This window comes from Pseudomonas bijieensis (genome assembly GCF_013347965.1).
GTDB lineage: Bacteria > Pseudomonadota > Gammaproteobacteria > Pseudomonadales > Pseudomonadaceae > Aquipseudomonas > Aquipseudomonas bijieensis.
Genome location: NZ_CP048810.1, coordinates 4,941,856 through 4,957,901, shown reverse-complemented (window position 1 = coordinate 4,957,901; position 16,046 = coordinate 4,941,856). Strand labels below are relative to the sequence as shown.

Genomic DNA, 16,046 nt, shown 5'->3' with positions numbered 1-16,046 from the left:
AATTTTTGGTGAATTCGGATTTTGTATCCGCCGTCGATCAACGGTGGGAGCGAGCCTGCTCGCGATTGCAGACGCCGCGGCCTACCTGTCCGGCGCAATCAACTCACACAACCGTGCCGTCGCCTCGATCATCTGCCCACTGGGTCGCTCCAGCCCCTTGTCACGCACTAACAGCAACCGTCCCTGCGTCACCGCCGGCAACTGCGGCCAGGCTTTCCAGGCATCAAGCTGCGCCTGCTCCGTGGCGAGGAGAACCTGTGGATTGCGCTGCAGCACCGACTCCACGCTCACCTGCGGCGCCGGCACGCTCAGGTCGGCGAAGACGTTCCGCGCCCCGCACACTGCCAATGCATCACTGATGATCTGCCCGCCACCAACGGTGTACAGCGGCCGATCCCAGACCTGATAGAACACCGGCAATGGCGTGGCGCGCCGGTAACGCTGGCGCAGTTCCTCAAGACGCACGCGCAACTGCGCCGCTCGCTGCACACCCCGCTCCGGGCGGCCGAGCTGCATGGCGATGGCTTCGATTTGCGTGATGAGTTGGTCGAGACTGTGGGGGTCAGCGATATAGAGGGGAATGCCCAGGCCCTTGAGCTGCTGGCGCTGGGCCGGGCCAACGCTGCCGGGCCAGAGCAGGAGCAGATCGGGCTTGAGGCTGAGCAGGTGCTCCATGTCCAGTTGCCCGTAACGGCCGACCGAGGGCAGGTCTTGCAGCATCGGCGGACGGTCACCGCCATCCAGCACGCCCACGAGCAGGTCAGCGGACTCCAGTTCAACGACGATTTCCGAGAGTGACGGTGCCAGGCTGACGACACGCGGGGCCGCCACCGTCGAGGCACTGACGGCCAGCAGCAGGACCGCCAGCCAGCGGCTCATCAGCCGAGCTGACGCGGGATGCGATACAGGTAGAACAGTACCGTGGAGGACAAGGCCAGCAACATCAGCGGCACCGCCTCCAGGCCCACGAACACGGCAAGGGCGCCGATCCAGGCTGGCAGCCCCGCGACAAGAAAGGCTGCACGACGGCGAGCCGCCAGAGCAATCCAGGCCTGGGGTTCTTCCGGTGTATCGAGGGCTTTCTGGGTTGCAACCAAGGCGTGTTTATAAGGCCCGAAGAATCGCAGGCTGACGAACATCGACGCCACGCCAGCAATGAACAGCGGCATCGCCAACACCGGCAGGATCGCTTCGCCCTGGCCAAACACCAGGTTGATCACGAACAGCGGTACCAGGGCCAGTGCCAGGTATTTCCACCAACTGACGGCCAGTCGCCGCCGAACCTGACCACGCGTCACGCCCGGTCAACCTCGCCCTGGTGCTCGTTGCCCATCATGTGGTCGAGCTTGCTGGCCTTGGTCGCCAGATAAAGTTTGTTATGCGGATTATGGCCGGTGTGCAGCGGCACACGCTCGGCGACCACGATGCCCATGTCGGTCAGCGCCTTGACCTTGCGCGGGTTGTTAGTCATCAGCCGCAAGGACTTCACACCCAGGTGTTGGAGCATCGGCAGGCAGATGCTGTAGTCACGCAGGTCGGCGGCAAAGCCCAGGCGCTCGTTGGCTTCGACGGTATCGGCGCCGCCATCTTGAAGTTCATAGGCGCGGATCTTGTTCAACAAGCCAATCCCACGCCCTTCCTGGCGCAGGTACAGCAACACACCACGGCCTTCACGGGCGATGGCTTGCAGCGCGGCTTCGAGTTGCGAACCGCAATCGCAGCGCTGGCTGAACAGGGCGTCGCCCGTCAGGCATTCGGAGTGCAGGCGACCCAGTACCGGGCTGCCGTCGGCGAAATCACCCAGGCTCAGCACAACGTGCTCGCGGCCGGTGGCTTCATCGAGAAAACCATGCATGGTGAATTGCGCAAAAGGCGTCGGCAGCTTGGAAGCGGCAACAAAAACGACAGGCACCGGTGTGCTCCTGATCTAGTACTGGAGTTTCGCAGAGGCGGGCATTGTAACAGCACGTCCCGACCGACGCTTAGGCTGAATTGTCGGCCATAACCATCGAAAAGTTTGATTACGGCTTCGGTGGCTTGCCATTCTCGTCGAAAGGATAGGGTTGCTTCCAACGTTCGAAAATCGGTTTGAGCTGGCCAGTTTTCACCAGTACCTCCATGCGCCGGTCGAACAGATCAAGCAGCGCCTTTCCGTTTGCGGTGTTGGCAAAGCCCAGGTACAGCGGCAAATTGATCAGCGGTGAGAGTTTGAACTGCTTGGGATCGTCGGCCTTGGCGAGCACTTCTTCGATTTCCATCGATGCATCGATGTAGAAATCCGCTCGTTCATGAATCAGCATGGGCAAGATCCCCACCGCCCGGTGGATTTCGTTGAAACGGCGGATGTTGGGCAGGTAGTTGTTGTATTCGTAGCCGCGCATCCATACCAGTCGATAGTTACCAATCGTCGCCAGGGTCGGCGTTGGCTTGGACGCCAGCCCCAGGGCATAGATGTGATCGACGTCGTAGTGCCACTTGGGATAAAGCACGCCTTCGGACTCATCCCGATAGGCGCCGACCTGCACGTCGACCTCACCACGCTGCACCAACCCGATCGAGCGAGTGTAGGGCACGCTGCGGATCTCCAGCTTGACGCCTTCTGGCTCGAACACCGCGCGCAAGATGTCCCAGCCCATGCCCTGGCCGTCGGCCTGGGTGTAATCGGCCCACTCCTCGCTGGCTGCGCGGACCTTGTCGGGAAGCGACGCCGACTCGGCAACCCCAACCCCCACACAGGCTCCCAGACACAGCAACAGCAACAGTGCGCGACTTACGCCCATGCCCAGCTCCTTCAGGTGAAACACCACACCAATCCTTGCATTGCCAGCCAGGCGAAAACCCCGGCCAACACATCATCGAGCATGATACCGACACCGCCGTGCACATGCCGGTCGATCCAGCGAATGGGCCACGGCTTGAGAATATCGAAGAAACGGAACACCAGAAAACCCGTCAGCAACCAGTACCAGCCTTCTGGTACCAGCCACAAGGTGATCCACATGCCGACCATTTCGTCCCAGACGATGCCTTCATGGTCGTGCACCCGCAAATCGTCCGCCACTTTGCCACACAGCCAGAAGCCAAACAGCATGGTGATGCCCAGCATCAGCCAATAGCCCCAATCCGGCAACATCTGCCACAACGGTATGAAGGGTAGCGCAACCAGCGAGCCCCAGGTGCCAGGGGCTTTAGGCAAAGTACCCGAACCGAAGCCAAATGCCAGGAAATGCCAGGGATTGCGCCAGACCGAAGGCGGAACGAACTCCGCCGGGACCTGGTTGGGATGATCTGTCACGGTGTCTCCCGAAAATGTTGATAGCCGCGGATTTGCGGGGTGATGTCCTGCCCGGTGTTGTCGACCAGCGTGACGCCTTGCCCGGCCTGTACGCGACCGATCACGTGGATCGGCCAGCCTTCGGCCTGTAATGCCGCCAATCGGCCCGGTGCCACGGTGAACAGCAGCACGTAGTCATCACCGCCGCTCAGGGCCGCGCGGGCGGCATCCGTGCGGCCCAGAAAGGCTACTAGAGCGTTGGACAGCGGCAGTCGATCGCGTTCAACCTGTAAGGCCACCCCGGACGCCAGGGCGATATGCCCGCAATCGGCCAGCAGGCCGTCGGAAATATCCATCGCCGCGCTGGCCTTGCCACGTAGCGCCAGGCCCAGGTCGATCTGCGGACATGGTGACCAGTAATGGGCCAGCAGTGGCTCGGCGACGACAGGTTCGGCGCTACGCTGGCCGAGTACCAGCGGCAATGCACCGGCGGCATTGCCCAGCTCACCGCCAACACACAGCCAATCGCCAGGCTGCGCGCCGCTACGGGTCAAGGCCTGGCCGGACGGCACGCGACCGAACACGGTCATGGTCAGGCTCAGTGGTCCACGCGTGGTATCTCCGCCCACCAGCGCCACGCCACAGGCCCGGGCCATCTGGTTCAAACCGCGGGCATAGGCTTGCAGCCAATCGGCAGTCACCGTCGGCAGGGTCAAGGCAAGGGTAAAGGCCACAGGCGTGGCGCCCATGGCCGCCAGGTCGCTGACCGCCACGGCCAGCGAGCGCTGGCCGAGCAGGAACGGGTCGCACGGGTCTGGGAAATGCACGCCGGCCACGAGTGTGTCGGTGGACACCGCCAGCTGTTCCCCGGGAGGAACGGCCAGCAAGGCGCAGTCGTCGCCGATCCCCAGCGCAACGCCCTCGCCGCCTTGCGCGCAGGGCGCGGCGGCGAAGTAATTACGGATCAGCTCAAATTCGCCCATAGCGTCGCTGCAAGCGCCAATCAGCGCTTGAACGCCTTCACTTCAGCTTCACGCAGACGCGGGGCGAGTTTGTCGAGCACACCGTTGACGAACTTGTGGCCATCGGTGGAACCGAAGACTTTCGCCAACTCGATCCCTTCGTTGATCACCACGCGGTACGGGACGTCGACGCGCTTGAGCAGTTCCCAGGTGGACAGGCGCAGGACCGCCAGTTCGACCGGGTCCAGCTCTTCGATGGTCAGGTCCAGGCATGGCGTGAGCGCGGTGTCGATTTCGGTCTTGAACTGCGGGACCCCGTGCAGGATCTCGCGGAAGTAAGCACCGTCGACATCACTGAAATCGTTATCGACCCGAAACTGCGCTTCGATCTCGTTCAGCGATTGCTTGGCCATGTGCCATTGATACAGCGCCTGGGTCGCGAGCTGACGGGCTTCGCGACGCTTGGCGCTTTTCGACGGCTTGCCGGCATCGGCTGGCTTGGGATCGCGCGGGTTGAAACGATCGCTTTCGTCGCTAATCACTTGGCCTCCAACTGCGCCAGCAGGCTGACCATTTCCAGGGCGGACAAGGCAGCTTCGGCACCTTTGTTACCGGCCTTGGTGCCGGAACGTTCGATGGCTTGCTCGATGGAATCAACGGTCAGAACGCCGAAGGCGACTGGCACGCCGAACTCCATGGACACCTGGGCCAGGCCCTTGGTGCATTCGCCGGCCACGTATTCGAAGTGCGGAGTACCGCCACGAATGACCGCGCCCAGGGCGATGATTGCCGCATATTCGCCCTTTTGAGCGACTTTCTGCGCAACCAGCGGAATCTCGAAGGCGCCAGGGGCACGGATGATGGTGATGTCGCTTTCGCTCACGCCATGGCGAACCAGGGCATCGACCGCACCGCCAACCAGGCTCTCGACCACGAAACTGTTGAAGCGGCCCACTACCAGAGCGTAGCGGCCTTTAGGGGCGATGAAGGTACCTTCGATGGTCTTCAGGGTCATTCGTCAGATCTCTTAAAGAGCCAGAGCGCGTTCTATACGCGCTCCTTCAGTGATATTAGCCACGAATACAGCATCGCAAATCCCGCCATGTCGTTCACTTTCAAGCTTTTGTGGCGAGGGAGCTTGCTCCCGCCGGGCTGCGCAGCGGCCCTGTTGTGGGTGCTTCGCACCCAAGCGGGAGCAAGCTCCCTCGCCACAATGAATCTAACAAGCCTTAAGTGAACAACAATGCCGAAATCTCCGGGCTATTATTCGGAGGGCACGTATTCTACAACTTCCAGATCGAAACCGGATATCGCATTAAATTTCATCGGTGCGCTCATCAGGCGCATTTTACGCACGCCCAGGTCACGAAGGATCTGCGAACCGGCACCGACGATGCTGTAGGTGGTCGGTTTTTTCACCGCTGCCTGGTCGCCGGTTTCACGGATGTGCGCCAGCAGCACGTCGCCATCGAGCGGGTGTCCGAGCAGCAATACCACGCCACTGCCGGCCTCGGCCACCGCGGCCATGGCGGCCCGCAGGCTCCAGCGGCCGGGTTGCTTGACCATCAGCAGGTCGCGCAGTGGGTCCATGTTGTGCACGCGCACCAGGGTCGGTTCTTCGGCACACACGGTGCCCAGGGTCAGCGCCATGTGCACGTCGCCTTCCACCGAGTCGCGGTAGGTCACCAGGTTGAACTGGCCCAGTTCGCTGTCCAGGGGCTGTTCGGCAATCCGCTGAACGGTACGTTCGTGGATCATCCGGTAGTGGATCAGGTCGGCGATGGTACCGATCTTGATATTGTGTTCGGCGGCAAAGGTTTCCAGCTCCGCGCGACGGGACATGGTGCCGTCGTCGTTCATCACTTCGCAGATCACACCGCTGGGCTCGAAACCGGCCATGCGCGCCAGGTCGCACGCGGCTTCGGTGTGGCCGGCGCGGGCCAGGGTGCCGCCGGCCTGGGCCATCAGCGGGAAGATGTGGCCGGGGCTGACGATGTCTTCGGCCTTGGCGTCCCGGGCGGCAGCGGCCTGCACGGTGCGCGCGCGGTCAGCGGCGGAGATCCCGGTGGTCACGCCTTCGGCGGCCTCGATGGACACGGTGAACTTGGTGCCGAAGCCCGAGCCGTTGCGCGGCGCCATCAGCGGCAACTTCAGCAGCTCGCAGCGCTCGCGGGTCATCGGCATGCAGATCAACCCGCGGGCATGCTTGGCCATGAAGTTGATGTGTTCGGCCTTGCAGCACTCGGCGGCCATGATCAGGTCGCCTTCGTTCTCGCGGTCTTCGTCATCCATGAGGATGACCATCTTGCCTTGGCGGATGTCTTCAACCAGTTCTTCGATGCTATTGAGCGCCACGCGGCACCCCCTTGGGTCAGGATTTGAGGTAGCCGTTGGCGGCCAGAAAGCTTTCAGTGATATTACCGGCTGCAGGCTCTGCGGCCTTTTCGCCCAACAGCAGGCGCTCCAGGTACCGGGCCAGCAAGTCGACTTCCAGGTTGACCCGGCGCCCCGGCCGGTACGAAGCCATGATGGTTTCGCTCAGGGTATGGGGAATGATCGTCAGCAGGAACTCGGCGCCATCCACCGCATTGACCGTCAGGCTGGTGCCGTCGACGGTGATCGAGCCTTTGTGGGCGATGTACTTGGCCAGTTCCTTGGGCGCGCGGATGCGAAACTCCACGGCGCGGGCGTTATCGGTGCGCGAAACCACTTCGCCGACGCCATCGACGTGGCCGCTGACCAAGTGGCCGCCCAAGCGGGTGGTCGGCGTCAGGGCTTTTTCCAGGTTGACCGGGCTACCACTCTTGAGGTCGTTCATGGCGGTGCAGTCGAGGGTTTCGCGGCTGACATCCGCCAGGAAACCGTTGCCCGGCAACTCGACGGCGGTCAGGCACACGCCGTTGACCGCAATGCTGTCGCCCAACTTGACGTCGCTCAGGTCGAGCTTGCCGGTTTCGACGTAGACCCGCACATCGCCGCCCTTGGGGGTCAGTGCGCGGATGCTGCCGATGGATTCGATGATGCCGGTAAACATGGAGTCCTCCTCGAGAACGGGCCGCCGCTTGGGCGAAAGCCGGGAATTATACGCTCGCCTGGGGAACGGGGACGGCGGTGACTCGCCAGTCATCGCCCACGGCGCGGATTTCAGTGATTTTCAGTTCCGGGGCATCTTTCATCTGCGCCAGCGGCCAGTCCAACAGCGGCCGAGCCGAAGACCCGAGGAACTTGCCGGCGATGAAAATCTGGAATTCGTCCACCAAGCCTTGCCGTGCGAAAGCCCCCGCCAGACGCGGACCGGCCTCCACCAACACCTCGTTGACGCCCCGCCCCGCCAGCTCCACCAGCAGCCGACGCAGATCGACCTGTCCGTCCTCGCCCGCCACGATCATGCATTCGGGGCCGTTGGCGTACTGTTCTTCCACCGCCATGCAGGTAGCGACCAGCGCCGGGCCGGCCTTGAAGAACGCTGCGTCGAGCGGCACCCGCAAACGACCGTCCACCAGCACCCGCAGCGGCGGACGGCTCATGGCCAACGCGGTCTGCTCCGGGTCCAGCCCGAGTTCATCGGCGCGCACGGTCAGCCGGGCATTGTCCGCCAGCACCGTATCGGCGCCGGTCAGCACCACACTGGCCTGGGCGCGCAGGCGTTGTACCGCCGAACGTGCGGCCGGACCGGTGATCCACTGGCTTTCGCCGCTTTCCATGGCCGTGCGGCCATCGAGGCTCATGGCAAGCTTGACCCGCACGAACGGCAGGCCGTGTTCCATGCGCTTGAGGAAACCTTCATTGAGCTTGCGCGCCTCGCCTTCCAGTACGCCGCTTTCAGTAGCGATACCGGCCTGGGCCAGCCGTTGCAGGCCTCGCCCGGCCACTTCCGGGTTGGGGTCCTGCATCGCTGCCACCACCCGTGCCACGCCGGCATTGACCAGCGCGTCGGCACACGGCGGCGTACGACCGTGATGGCTGCACGGTTCGAGGGTCACGTAGGCCGTGGCGCCCCGGGCCTGTTCAGCGGCAGCGCGCAGGGCGTGGACTTCGGCATGGGGCTCGCCAGCGCGGATGTGCCAGCCTTCGCCGACAATCTGCCCGTCGCGCACGATCACGCAACCGACCCGGGGATTGGGGTGGGTGGTGTAGTGACCGCGCCGCGCCAACTCCAGGGCACGGGCCATGTAGTGGGCGTCGAGGACGGCCTGCTGCGCCGGAACGGTCATTCTTTCACCGGTTCGCGGGCCAGGCGGTCGATTTCTTCGCGGAACTCGTTCAGGTCCTGGAAGCGCCGGTACACCGAGGCGAAACGGATGTAGGCGACTTCATCGAGCTTCTGCAGCTCGGCCATCACCAGCTCACCGACCACCAGGGACTTGACCTCGCGCTCGCCAGTGGCCCGCAGCTTGTGCTTGATGTGCACCAGCGCCGCTTCCAGGCGCTCGACGCTCACCGGGCGTTTTTCCAGGGCGCGCTGCATGCCGGCGCGCAGTTTTTCTTCGTCGAACGGCTGGCGGCTGCCGTCGGTTTTGATCAGGCGCGGCAACACCAGTTCAGCGGTCTCGAACGTCGTGAAACGCTCACCGCAAGCCAGGCATTCGCGGCGGCGGCGGACTTGTTCGCCCTCGGCGACCAGTCGCGAGTCGATGACCTTGGTGTCGTTGGCACCGCAGAAGGGACAGTGCATGGTGGCAGGCAACAAAAAAAGGGAGGGCCATGGTAGCGCATCCCACTGGCAAGACAAGCCATAGGGTTTACGGTATACAGACGGGCTTACCGTCAGATCCATGGAATTTACCTTGCTGGAGCCACACATGCCGCTACGATCGCTCGTTTTGCTCAGTTTTTTCAGCCTGCTGATGGCGTGCAGCAGCGATGCCCCCAAACCGGCTGCGCCCGCACCGGCCCCGGCGCCGAAACAGGCTCAGGAAAAGGCTCGCCAGGCTGCCGAGCTGGGACCACTGCCGGCTTATCAGCGGGAATTGAGCGGCACCCTGCAAGGCGTACCGGCCGGGGCCGAGGTCGAATTGGCGCTGCTGGTGATCGATGACAAGGACCGTCCGCAGCAACTGCTCGCCAGTTCCAGCCTGATCGGCACCAACCAGGCCCTGCCCTTCCGCTTGCGTTTCAACCCCGATGCCTTTCCGGTCGGCGCCCGGGTGGAACTGCGCGGCCGTGCCAGCCAGTCCGGCCAATTGATCCTGCACCTGCCGGAACAACGCATCAGCCAACCGACCACCCAGGCGTTGGGCACCCTGCAATTCGTCAAAGCGCCATGAATGCACCGCAAGACCTGCAACGGGCGTTGGGCGAGTTACTGGGCGACGCGCGCCTGGTGGCCTGCCCGCTGCCCGACACTGACTTGAAATTGTGGCTGATCGACGGCGACAACATGGACCGCGCCTTCAGCCCGGAAGAAACCCGCCGCATCCTCCACGAACCGCCTTACTGGAGCTTCTGCTGGGCCAGCGGCCTGGCGATGGCGCGCTACCTGGCCGAACAGCCGCAGTGGGTCGAGGGCAAGCGGGTATTGGATTTTGGCGCCGGTTCCGGCGTGGCGGGCATTGCGGCGGTCAAGGCCGGGGCGCTGGAGGTGGTGGCCTGCGACCTGGACCCACTGGCGATTGCCGCGTGCCAGGCCAATGCCGCGCTCAATGACGTAGAGCTGGGTTATTCGACGGATTTCTTTGCCGAGGCCGATCGCTTCGACCTGATCCTGGTCGCCGACGTGCTCTACGACCGGGCCAACCTGCCGCTGCTCGATCAGTTCCTCAGCCGTGGCCGCGAGGCCCTGGTGGCCGATTCCCGGGTGCGGGATTTCCAGCATCCGCTTTACCGGCGCATCGAAATGCTGGAAGCCATGACTTTGCCGGACCTGGCTGAGCCGGAAGAGTTTCGGCATGTGAGCCTGTACCACGCGCGGCGCGAGCTTTAAAAGCATCGCGAGCAGGCTCGCTCCCACAGTTGTTTTGTGGTGCCGGCAAATTCTGTGACCTGAACAAATCCCCTGTGGGAGCGAGCCTGCTCGCGATAGCGGCCTATCAGGCACCACAAGCCCGGCTTTCAGCCACCCCCACCAAGCCGTATAGTTGCCCCATTCAAGCGCTCTACGAGATTCCCATGACTCAGGAAACGCCCTACATCTTCGACGCCACCACGGCCGACTTCGACCAATCGGTGATCGCCAACTCTTTCCACAAACCGGTGCTGGTGGATTTCTGGGCCGAGTGGTGTGCGCCGTGCAAGGCGCTGATGCCGATGCTGCAAACCATCGCCGAGAGCTATCGGGGTGAGCTGCTGCTGGCCAAGGTCAACTGCGATATCGAGCAGGACATCGTCGCCCGCTTCGGTATTCGCAGCCTGCCCACGGTGGTGTTGTTCAAGGATGGCCAGCCGGTTGACGGCTTTGCCGGTGCCCAGCCGGAATCGGCGGTGCGGGCGATGCTCGAGCCCCATGTGCAGATGCCGCCGCCGGCCGCCGCCGATCCGTTCGAACAGGCCCAGGCGCTGTTCGACGACGGGCGTTTCGCCGATGCCGAAGCCGTGCTCACGGTGTTGCTGGGTGAAGACAACACCAACGCCAAGGCCCTGATCCTGTATGCCCGCTGCCTGACCGAGCGCGGCGAGCTGGACGAAGCCCAGACCGTGCTCGACGCGGTGAAAAGCGACGAGCACAAGGCCGCCCTTGCCGGAGCCAAGGCGCAGATCCAGTTCCTCGGCCTGGCCAAGCATCTACCGGACGCCGCCGACCTCAAGGCCCGCCTGGCGAAAGACCCGCAGGACGACGAAGCGGTGTACCAGTTGGCGATCCAGCAACTGGCGCGCCAGCAGTACGAAGCGGCCCTCGATGCGCTGCTCAAGCTGTTCGTACGTAACCGCAGCTACAGCGAAGGCCTGCCCCACAAGACCTTGCTGCAAGTGTTCGAACTGCTGGGCAACGATCATCCGCTGGTGACGACCTATCGTCGCAAGCTGTTCGCGGCGTTGTACTAGTGGCCTGTACGGTTAATTCGAGTACTCAAATTCGAGTGCCAGGGCTTGCCCGGCAAGGCGCCATGACGAGTCGTAGCCCGCTACGGCGAGGAATGGCAACGCAGACTGGCAAGTTCTGGCGCCGAAGTTGAGTGCACGAATTAGCCACACAGGCCACTAGGCCCCGACCCAACTGTAGAGCGGCGTATCGGCGCCGCTCAGCACCTTGACCTCGGCACAGTGGCGCAGGCGCACCAACAGGCGCTTGCCCGCCGAGGCGCTGCCGGTCAGGCCTTCAAGCTGTTCCAGCAGGTCCGGGCCACTCAGTTGCCCGGCCTTGCGCAGCAGTTCCTTGGCGATCTGCCACTGGGCATCGTCCTGATTGGCCGGTTTGGCCGCAGGCGTTGCCGTGCTGTCGAGCTTGGCCGCTTGCAACTGCGCGCCGAGCTGCGCCCAGTCGCCCTCATCCATTTCGATCGACAAGTCCACCGGCCAATCGCCGACGGTTCCGCGTATCCGCAACATCACCGTGCTCCTGAATATTTCATGTACGCATGCTCCCATGGGCCTTGCGCGACGCCAAGCAGACGGTCAAACTCTGCGCACTTTCGTTATAAGATTACATAACACAATTTGTACTTTCTGGAGACTCGTCATGCGTCGTCTGCTTCTCGCTTTGCCGTTCGCCCTGCTGCCATTGGCTGTCGCTCACGCGGCTGCCGAGCATGACCACGATCATGAGCACGGCAGTCTCGGCGCCCATGAGCACGGGGTCGCCCGCCTCAACGCCTCGCTGGACGGCGAGATCCTGGAGCTGGAACTGGAAAGCCCGGCGATGAATCTGGTGGGCTTCGAACACGCCGCCACCAGCGCCGCCGACAAAGCCAAGGTGGCCGCTGTCCGGGCGAAGCTGGAGAAGCCGGCGGCGCTGATCAATCTGGCCGATGCCAAATGCACCCTGGAGCAGAAGGTGCTAAAAAGCCCATTGTTCGGTGACGAACCGGACCACGAAGAGCCTGCCGACGAGGATGGCGACGAGCACCACGAACACAGCGAAATCCACGCTCAATACCGGTTCCGCTGCGTCGCGCCTGGTTCCTTGACCCATCTGGACCTGGCACCACTGTTCAAGGAATTCCCCGCCACCCAGAAAATCCTGGTGCAACTGATCGGCCCGAGCGGCCAGCAAGGCGGGGAAATGACGGCCCAGGCACCTGCCCTGAAGTTCTGACTCCACCGAAGCCCACACCGTTGACCGGTTGCGAGCACAAATGTGGGCAACATAGATCCAGTGTGGGAGCGAGCCTGCTCGCGATGAGGCCGGCACATTCAGCCCAGATGTCGCCTGACACACCGCTTCGCGAGCAGGCTCGCTCCCACAGGTGCTCCATTACCTTGAAATCACAACCATGACCCAAGCACTCATCGAACTTTCCGACCTGGGCTTCAGTTGGCCCGGGCATCCGCCGTTGCTGGATATCCCGGCGTTTCGCCTGGAAGCGGGTGAAACCTTGTTCCTCAAGGGCCCGAGCGGCAGCGGCAAGACCACGCTGCTGGGGCTTCTGGGCGGAGTGCAAACGCCGGATCGCGGCAGCATCCGCCTGCTCGGCCAGGAGCTCAGCGAACTGGGCGCCGGCCGCCGCGACCGCTTTCGCGTCGACCACACCGGCTACATCTTCCAGCAATTCAACCTGCTGCCGTTTCTCTCCGTACGGGAGAACGTCGAGCTGCCCTGCCACTTTTCCAAGCTCCGTGCAGAACGGGCCATCCAGCGTCACGGCAGCGTCGATCAAGCCGCCGCCACACTGCTGGCGCACCTGGGGCTGACCGATCCAAGCCTGCTGGGGCGCCGCGCCGACTCGTTGTCCATCGGCCAGCAACAACGGGTCGCCGCCGCCCGGGCATTGATCGGCCAACCGGAACTGGTGATCGCCGACGAACCAACCTCGGCCCTGGACTACGACGCCCGGGAAAACTTCCTGCGGTTGTTGTTCGCCGAATGCCGCGAGGCCGGCTCGAGCCTGTTGTTCGTCAGCCACGACCAGAGCCTGGCACCGCTGTTCGACCGCAACCTGTCGCTGGCCGATCTCAATCGCGCCGCCACGCCACTCGAGGTCTGAGATGTATTTGTTCCGTCTAGCCATGGCCAGCCTGGCGAACCGCCGCTTCACTGCGATCCTCACCGCTTTCGCCATCGCCCTGTCGGTGTGCCTGCTGCTGGCGGTGGAACGGGTGCGCACCGAGGCGCGGGCCAGTTTCGCCAGCACCATCAGCGGCACCGACCTGATCGTCGGTGCGCGCTCCGGTTCGGTAAACCTGCTGCTGTATTCGGTGTTTCGCATCGGCAACGCCACCAACAATATCCGCTGGGACAGCTTCGAACACTTCGCCAGCAACCCGAAAGTGAAGTGGGCGATCCCCATGTCTCTCGGCGATTCTCATCGTGGTTATCGAGTGATGGGCACCACCGAGGCCTACTTCGAACACTACCAGTACGGTCGCCAGCAACACCTGGAATTGGCCGATGGCCGGGCTTTCGCCAGCGACCCTTTCGAAGTGGTGCTCGGCGCCGAAGTGGCCGAGGCACTGCATTACAAGCTCGGCGACAAACTGGTGCTGGCCCACGGCGTGGCGGCGATCAGCCTGGTCAAGCATGACGACAAGCCCTTCACCGTGGTCGGCATCCTCAAGCGCACCGGTACGCCGGTGGACCGTACGCTGCACATCAGCCTCGGTGGCATGGAGGCGATCCACATCGACTGGAAGAACGGCGTGCCGGCCCAGGGCAATGGCCGCATCAGCGCCGACCAGGCCCGCAACATGGACCTTACGCCCCAAGCGATCACGGCATTCATGCTCGGCCTCAACAGCAAGATTTCCACCTTTGCCTTGCAGCGCGAGATCAACGAGTTCCGCGGCGAACCGTTGCTGGCGATCCTGCCGGGCGTGGCGCTGCAAGAGTTGTGGAGCCTGATGGGCACGGCGGAAAAAGCCTTGTTCGTGATTTCGTTGTTCGTGGTGCTGACCGGGTTGATCGGCATGCTCACGGCGATCCTCACCAGCCTCAACGAACGCCGCCGGGAAATGGCGATCCTGCGTTCGGTGGGCGCGCGACCGTGGCACATCGCGACGCTGCTGGTGCTCGAAGCCTTTGCCCTGGCCCTGGCCGGGGTCGTCTCCGGACTGGCCTTGCTGTACATCGGCATCGCCGCCGCCCAGGGTTACGTGCAGTCGGCCTACGGTTTGTACTTGCCGCTGGGTTGGCCCAGCGAATATGAATGGACGCTCATGGCTGGCATCCTGCTCGCCGCCCTGCTGATGGGCAGCGTGCCCGCCTGGCGCGCCTATCGCCAATCGTTGGCCGATGGCCTGTCGATCCGTTTATGAGGACAGTGAAAATGCCCCGCGCCCTGCTTGCGCTGTTGTTGATAGTCGCCCTGCCGCTGTGGGCGGCCGAGCCGAGGGACTTGGCCTGGTCGGAAATGATCCCGCCAGACGCGCCGCCGGAAGTGCCGAACATGACCCCGCTGCACGACCTGTCGAAGATGGGTGACGCGTTGGCCGCCGAATCCGCGCCAGCGGCCAAGCAGGACCTGCCCAACGCCCCGGTGGTCAAGGCTCTCGACGGCCAGCAGATTCGTCTGCCGGGCTACATCGTGCCGCTGGAAGTCAGCGAGGAAGGCCGCACCACGGACTTCTTGCTGGTGCCGTACTTCGGCGCCTGCATCCACGTACCGCCACCGCCGTCCAATCAGATCGTGCATGTGAAAAGCGAGGTCGGGGTCAAGCTCGACGAGTTGTACCAGCCGTACTGGGTCGAGGGGCCGATGCAGGTCAAGCCGTCCACCAGCGAACTGGCGGATGCCGGGTATCAGATGGAGGCGCAGAAGATTTATGTGTATGAGCTGCCGGAGTGAATCTGGTGGTGATGTGTTGGCAATGAAATAGCTATCGCGAGCAGGCTCGCTCCCACATTGGACCGGATTGCTTCTGAAAAAACTCGGTCGACTGTGGGAGCGAGCCTGCTCGCGATGGGGCCCTTGAATGCTCATCACACTTTCATTGAGCTGAGTCAAAAGACCTGCCCAGACGGCTTCGTACCATAGGACATCAATTTTGAAATGTCCTCTGGAGCCCCCATGCACAAGTCCTTGCTCAGCGCTTCCCTCGTCGCCCTCGCGCTCGCCGTCCCACTCGCCCAGGCCCACACCGCTGGCGACATCATCGTTCGCGCCGGTGCCATTACCGTCAATCCAGAGGCCGACAGTTCCAGCGTCAAAGTCGACCGTGGCCCGCTGGCCGGTGCCGACCTGGGCGGCAAGGCGACCATGAGCAGCGACACGCAACTGGGCCTGAACTTCGCCTACATGATCACCAACAACCTGGGGATCGAACTGCTGGCGGCCTCGCCGTTCGAGCACGACGTGAAGATCAAAGGCACCGCCTTGGGCGCGGCCAACAACAAGCTCGGCACCCTCAAGCACCTGCCGCCAACCCTGAGCCTGGTCTACTATCCGCTCGACGCCAAGTCGGCGTTCCAGCCTTATGTCGGCGCCGGCATCAACTACACCTGGATCTACGACGAACACGTCGGCAGCGAAGCCAGCGCCAACGGCTTCAGCAACTTTCGCGCAAGCAACAGCTGGGGCATGGCGTGGCAAGTGGGCGCGGACTACATGTTGACCGACAACATCATGATCAACGGCCAGGTTCGCTACATCGACATCGACACCACTGCATATGTGGACAACAACGCCGTGGCCGGCGGGACCCGGGCCAAGGTGAATGTCGATGTGGATCCGTGGATCTACATGGTGGGGTTGGGCTACAAGTTCTAAGCCCGCGCACCA

At 63.2% G+C, this 16,046-nt stretch carries 21 protein-coding genes; 8 read left to right on the top strand and 13 right to left on the bottom strand.

Annotated features, from left to right (window positions below; translation table 11 throughout):
- Positions 1–81: 81 nt before the first annotated feature.
- The 12 genes from GN234_RS21800 to nrdR form a co-directional block, all read right to left on the bottom strand.
- A complete protein-coding gene (locus tag GN234_RS21800; RefSeq protein WP_109756443.1) occupies positions 82–879 on the bottom strand; it encodes a cobalamin-binding protein in 798 nt (265 codons plus the stop codon).
- On the bottom strand, positions 879–1,298 hold the full coding sequence (locus GN234_RS21795; protein ID WP_109756442.1) for an MFS transporter: 420 nt from the start codon (positions 1,296–1,298) through the stop codon (positions 879–881). The genes GN234_RS21800 and GN234_RS21795 overlap by 1 nt, the downstream gene beginning before the upstream one ends.
- The gene (gene ribA / locus GN234_RS21790; RefSeq protein WP_109756441.1) at positions 1,295–1,912 is read right to left on the bottom strand and encodes a GTP cyclohydrolase II; all 618 of its coding nucleotides are present in this window, start codon (positions 1,910–1,912) and stop codon (positions 1,295–1,297) included. The genes GN234_RS21795 and ribA overlap by 4 nt, the downstream gene beginning before the upstream one ends.
- Positions 1,913–2,021: 109 nt before the next feature.
- Entirely contained in the window at positions 2,022–2,780 is a 759-nt protein-coding gene (locus GN234_RS21785; RefSeq protein ID WP_109756440.1) for a substrate-binding periplasmic protein, read from the bottom strand.
- 11 nt (positions 2,781–2,791) lie between these two features.
- Positions 2,792–3,295 (bottom strand): phosphatidylglycerophosphatase A family protein, encoded by a 504-nt coding sequence (locus GN234_RS21780; RefSeq protein ID WP_053125805.1) that lies wholly within the window; start codon positions 3,293–3,295, stop codon positions 2,792–2,794.
- Positions 3,292–4,257, bottom strand: coding sequence for a thiamine-phosphate kinase (gene thiL / locus GN234_RS21775; protein WP_176689049.1), 966 nt, complete (start codon positions 4,255–4,257; stop codon positions 3,292–3,294). The genes GN234_RS21780 and thiL overlap by 4 nt, the downstream gene beginning before the upstream one ends.
- Before the next feature lie 20 nt (positions 4,258–4,277).
- The gene (nusB, locus tag GN234_RS21770; protein WP_057713127.1) at positions 4,278–4,778 is read right to left on the bottom strand and encodes a transcription antitermination factor NusB; all 501 of its coding nucleotides are present in this window, start codon (positions 4,776–4,778) and stop codon (positions 4,278–4,280) included.
- Complete coding sequence (gene ribH / locus GN234_RS21765) at positions 4,775–5,251, bottom strand: 6,7-dimethyl-8-ribityllumazine synthase (protein WP_003206025.1); 477 nt, start codon at positions 5,249–5,251, stop codon at positions 4,775–4,777. Before ribH ends, nusB begins: the two co-directional genes overlap by 4 nt.
- Positions 5,252–5,499: 248 nt before the next feature.
- Positions 5,500–6,591: a bifunctional 3,4-dihydroxy-2-butanone-4-phosphate synthase/GTP cyclohydrolase II gene (ribBA, locus tag GN234_RS21760; protein ID WP_003206026.1), complete on the bottom strand. Its 1,092-nt coding sequence runs from the start codon at positions 6,589–6,591 to the stop codon at positions 5,500–5,502.
- Between the two features lie 16 nt (positions 6,592–6,607).
- Positions 6,608–7,270 (bottom strand): riboflavin synthase, encoded by a 663-nt coding sequence (locus tag GN234_RS21755; protein WP_109756437.1) that lies wholly within the window; start codon positions 7,268–7,270, stop codon positions 6,608–6,610.
- A 46-nt stretch (positions 7,271–7,316) separates the two neighbouring features.
- Positions 7,317–8,450, bottom strand: a complete 1,134-nt coding sequence (gene ribD / locus GN234_RS21750) for a bifunctional diaminohydroxyphosphoribosylaminopyrimidine deaminase/5-amino-6-(5-phosphoribosylamino)uracil reductase RibD (protein WP_176689048.1) — start codon at positions 8,448–8,450, stop codon at positions 7,317–7,319.
- The gene (gene nrdR, locus GN234_RS21745; RefSeq protein WP_013694316.1) at positions 8,447–8,911 is read right to left on the bottom strand and encodes a transcriptional regulator NrdR; all 465 of its coding nucleotides are present in this window, start codon (positions 8,909–8,911) and stop codon (positions 8,447–8,449) included. Before nrdR ends, ribD begins: the two co-directional genes overlap by 4 nt.
- Positions 8,912–9,038: 127 nt before the next feature.
- Here nrdR and GN234_RS21740 point away from each other — a divergent pair, with 127 nt between their 5' ends.
- The 3 genes from GN234_RS21740 to trxA all read left to right on the top strand — a co-directional run bounded on the left by GN234_RS21740 (position 9,039) and on the right by trxA (position 11,217).
- Positions 9,039–9,503, top strand: coding sequence for a YbaY family lipoprotein (locus GN234_RS21740; RefSeq protein ID WP_109756435.1), 465 nt, complete (start codon positions 9,039–9,041; stop codon positions 9,501–9,503).
- Complete coding sequence (locus tag GN234_RS21735; protein ID WP_176689047.1) at positions 9,500–10,159, top strand: class I SAM-dependent methyltransferase; 660 nt, start codon at positions 9,500–9,502, stop codon at positions 10,157–10,159. Before GN234_RS21740 ends, GN234_RS21735 begins: the two co-directional genes overlap by 4 nt.
- 185 nt (positions 10,160–10,344) lie before the next feature.
- Complete coding sequence (gene trxA / locus GN234_RS21730) at positions 10,345–11,217, top strand: thioredoxin (RefSeq protein WP_176689046.1); 873 nt, start codon at positions 10,345–10,347, stop codon at positions 11,215–11,217.
- A 156-nt stretch (positions 11,218–11,373) separates the two neighbouring features.
- On the opposite strand, the gene GN234_RS21725 is transcribed toward trxA, so the two are convergent.
- The gene (locus tag GN234_RS21725; RefSeq protein ID WP_109756432.1) at positions 11,374–11,721 is read right to left on the bottom strand and encodes a hypothetical protein; all 348 of its coding nucleotides are present in this window, start codon (positions 11,719–11,721) and stop codon (positions 11,374–11,376) included.
- 130 nt (positions 11,722–11,851) lie between these two features.
- Between GN234_RS21725 and GN234_RS21720 the strand changes: the two genes are divergently transcribed.
- The 5 genes from GN234_RS21720 to GN234_RS21700 all read left to right on the top strand — a co-directional run bounded on the left by GN234_RS21720 (position 11,852) and on the right by GN234_RS21700 (position 16,034).
- Positions 11,852–12,427 (top strand): DUF2796 domain-containing protein, encoded by a 576-nt coding sequence (locus GN234_RS21720; protein WP_109756431.1) that lies wholly within the window; start codon positions 11,852–11,854, stop codon positions 12,425–12,427.
- 178 nt (positions 12,428–12,605) lie between these two features.
- The gene (locus GN234_RS21715) at positions 12,606–13,316 is read left to right on the top strand and encodes an ABC transporter ATP-binding protein (protein WP_176689045.1); all 711 of its coding nucleotides are present in this window, start codon (positions 12,606–12,608) and stop codon (positions 13,314–13,316) included.
- 1 nt (position 13,317) lies between these two features.
- Positions 13,318–14,583, top strand: a complete 1,266-nt coding sequence (locus GN234_RS21710) for an ABC transporter permease (RefSeq protein WP_176689044.1) — start codon at positions 13,318–13,320, stop codon at positions 14,581–14,583.
- An 11-nt stretch (positions 14,584–14,594) separates the two neighbouring features.
- Complete coding sequence (locus tag GN234_RS21705) at positions 14,595–15,113, top strand: DUF3299 domain-containing protein (RefSeq protein ID WP_109756428.1); 519 nt, start codon at positions 14,595–14,597, stop codon at positions 15,111–15,113.
- Between the two features lie 222 nt (positions 15,114–15,335).
- On the top strand, positions 15,336–16,034 hold the full coding sequence (locus GN234_RS21700; protein WP_176689043.1) for an OmpW/AlkL family protein: 699 nt from the start codon (positions 15,336–15,338) through the stop codon (positions 16,032–16,034).
- Positions 16,035–16,046 lie beyond the last annotated feature (12 nt).

Bases quoted from the DNA above. Each gene is read 5' to 3' on its own strand.
- GN234_RS21705 (WP_109756428.1), top strand. From the start codon at position 14,595: ATGCCCCGCGCCCTGCTTGCGCTGTTGTTGATAGTCGCCCTGCCGCTG.
- GN234_RS21715 (WP_176689045.1), top strand. From the start codon at position 12,606: ATGACCCAAGCACTCATCGAACTTTCCGACCTGGGCTTCAGTTGGCCC.
- nrdR (WP_013694316.1), bottom strand. From the start codon at position 8,911: ATGCACTGTCCCTTCTGCGGTGCCAACGACACCAAGGTCATCGACTCG.
- GN234_RS21720 (WP_109756431.1), top strand. From the start codon at position 11,852: ATGCGTCGTCTGCTTCTCGCTTTGCCGTTCGCCCTGCTGCCATTGGCT.
- GN234_RS21725 (WP_109756432.1), bottom strand. From the start codon at position 11,721: ATGTTGCGGATACGCGGAACCGTCGGCGATTGGCCGGTGGACTTGTCG.
- GN234_RS21800 (WP_109756443.1), bottom strand. From the start codon at position 879: ATGAGCCGCTGGCTGGCGGTCCTGCTGCTGGCCGTCAGTGCCTCGACG.
- trxA (WP_176689046.1), top strand. From the start codon at position 10,345: ATGACTCAGGAAACGCCCTACATCTTCGACGCCACCACGGCCGACTTC.
- ribD (WP_176689048.1), bottom strand. From the start codon at position 8,450: ATGACCGTTCCGGCGCAGCAGGCCGTCCTCGACGCCCACTACATGGCC.
- GN234_RS21710 (WP_176689044.1), top strand. From the start codon at position 13,318: ATGTATTTGTTCCGTCTAGCCATGGCCAGCCTGGCGAACCGCCGCTTC.
- GN234_RS21785 (WP_109756440.1), bottom strand. From the start codon at position 2,780: ATGGGCGTAAGTCGCGCACTGTTGCTGTTGCTGTGTCTGGGAGCCTGT.
- GN234_RS21755 (WP_109756437.1), bottom strand. From the start codon at position 7,270: ATGTTTACCGGCATCATCGAATCCATCGGCAGCATCCGCGCACTGACC.
- GN234_RS21740 (WP_109756435.1), top strand. From the start codon at position 9,039: ATGCCGCTACGATCGCTCGTTTTGCTCAGTTTTTTCAGCCTGCTGATG.
- ribH (WP_003206025.1), bottom strand. From the start codon at position 5,251: ATGACCCTGAAGACCATCGAAGGTACCTTCATCGCCCCTAAAGGCCGC.
- GN234_RS21700 (WP_176689043.1), top strand. From the start codon at position 15,336: ATGCACAAGTCCTTGCTCAGCGCTTCCCTCGTCGCCCTCGCGCTCGCC.
- GN234_RS21735 (WP_176689047.1), top strand. From the start codon at position 9,500: ATGAATGCACCGCAAGACCTGCAACGGGCGTTGGGCGAGTTACTGGGC.
- thiL (WP_176689049.1), bottom strand. From the start codon at position 4,257: ATGGGCGAATTTGAGCTGATCCGTAATTACTTCGCCGCCGCGCCCTGC.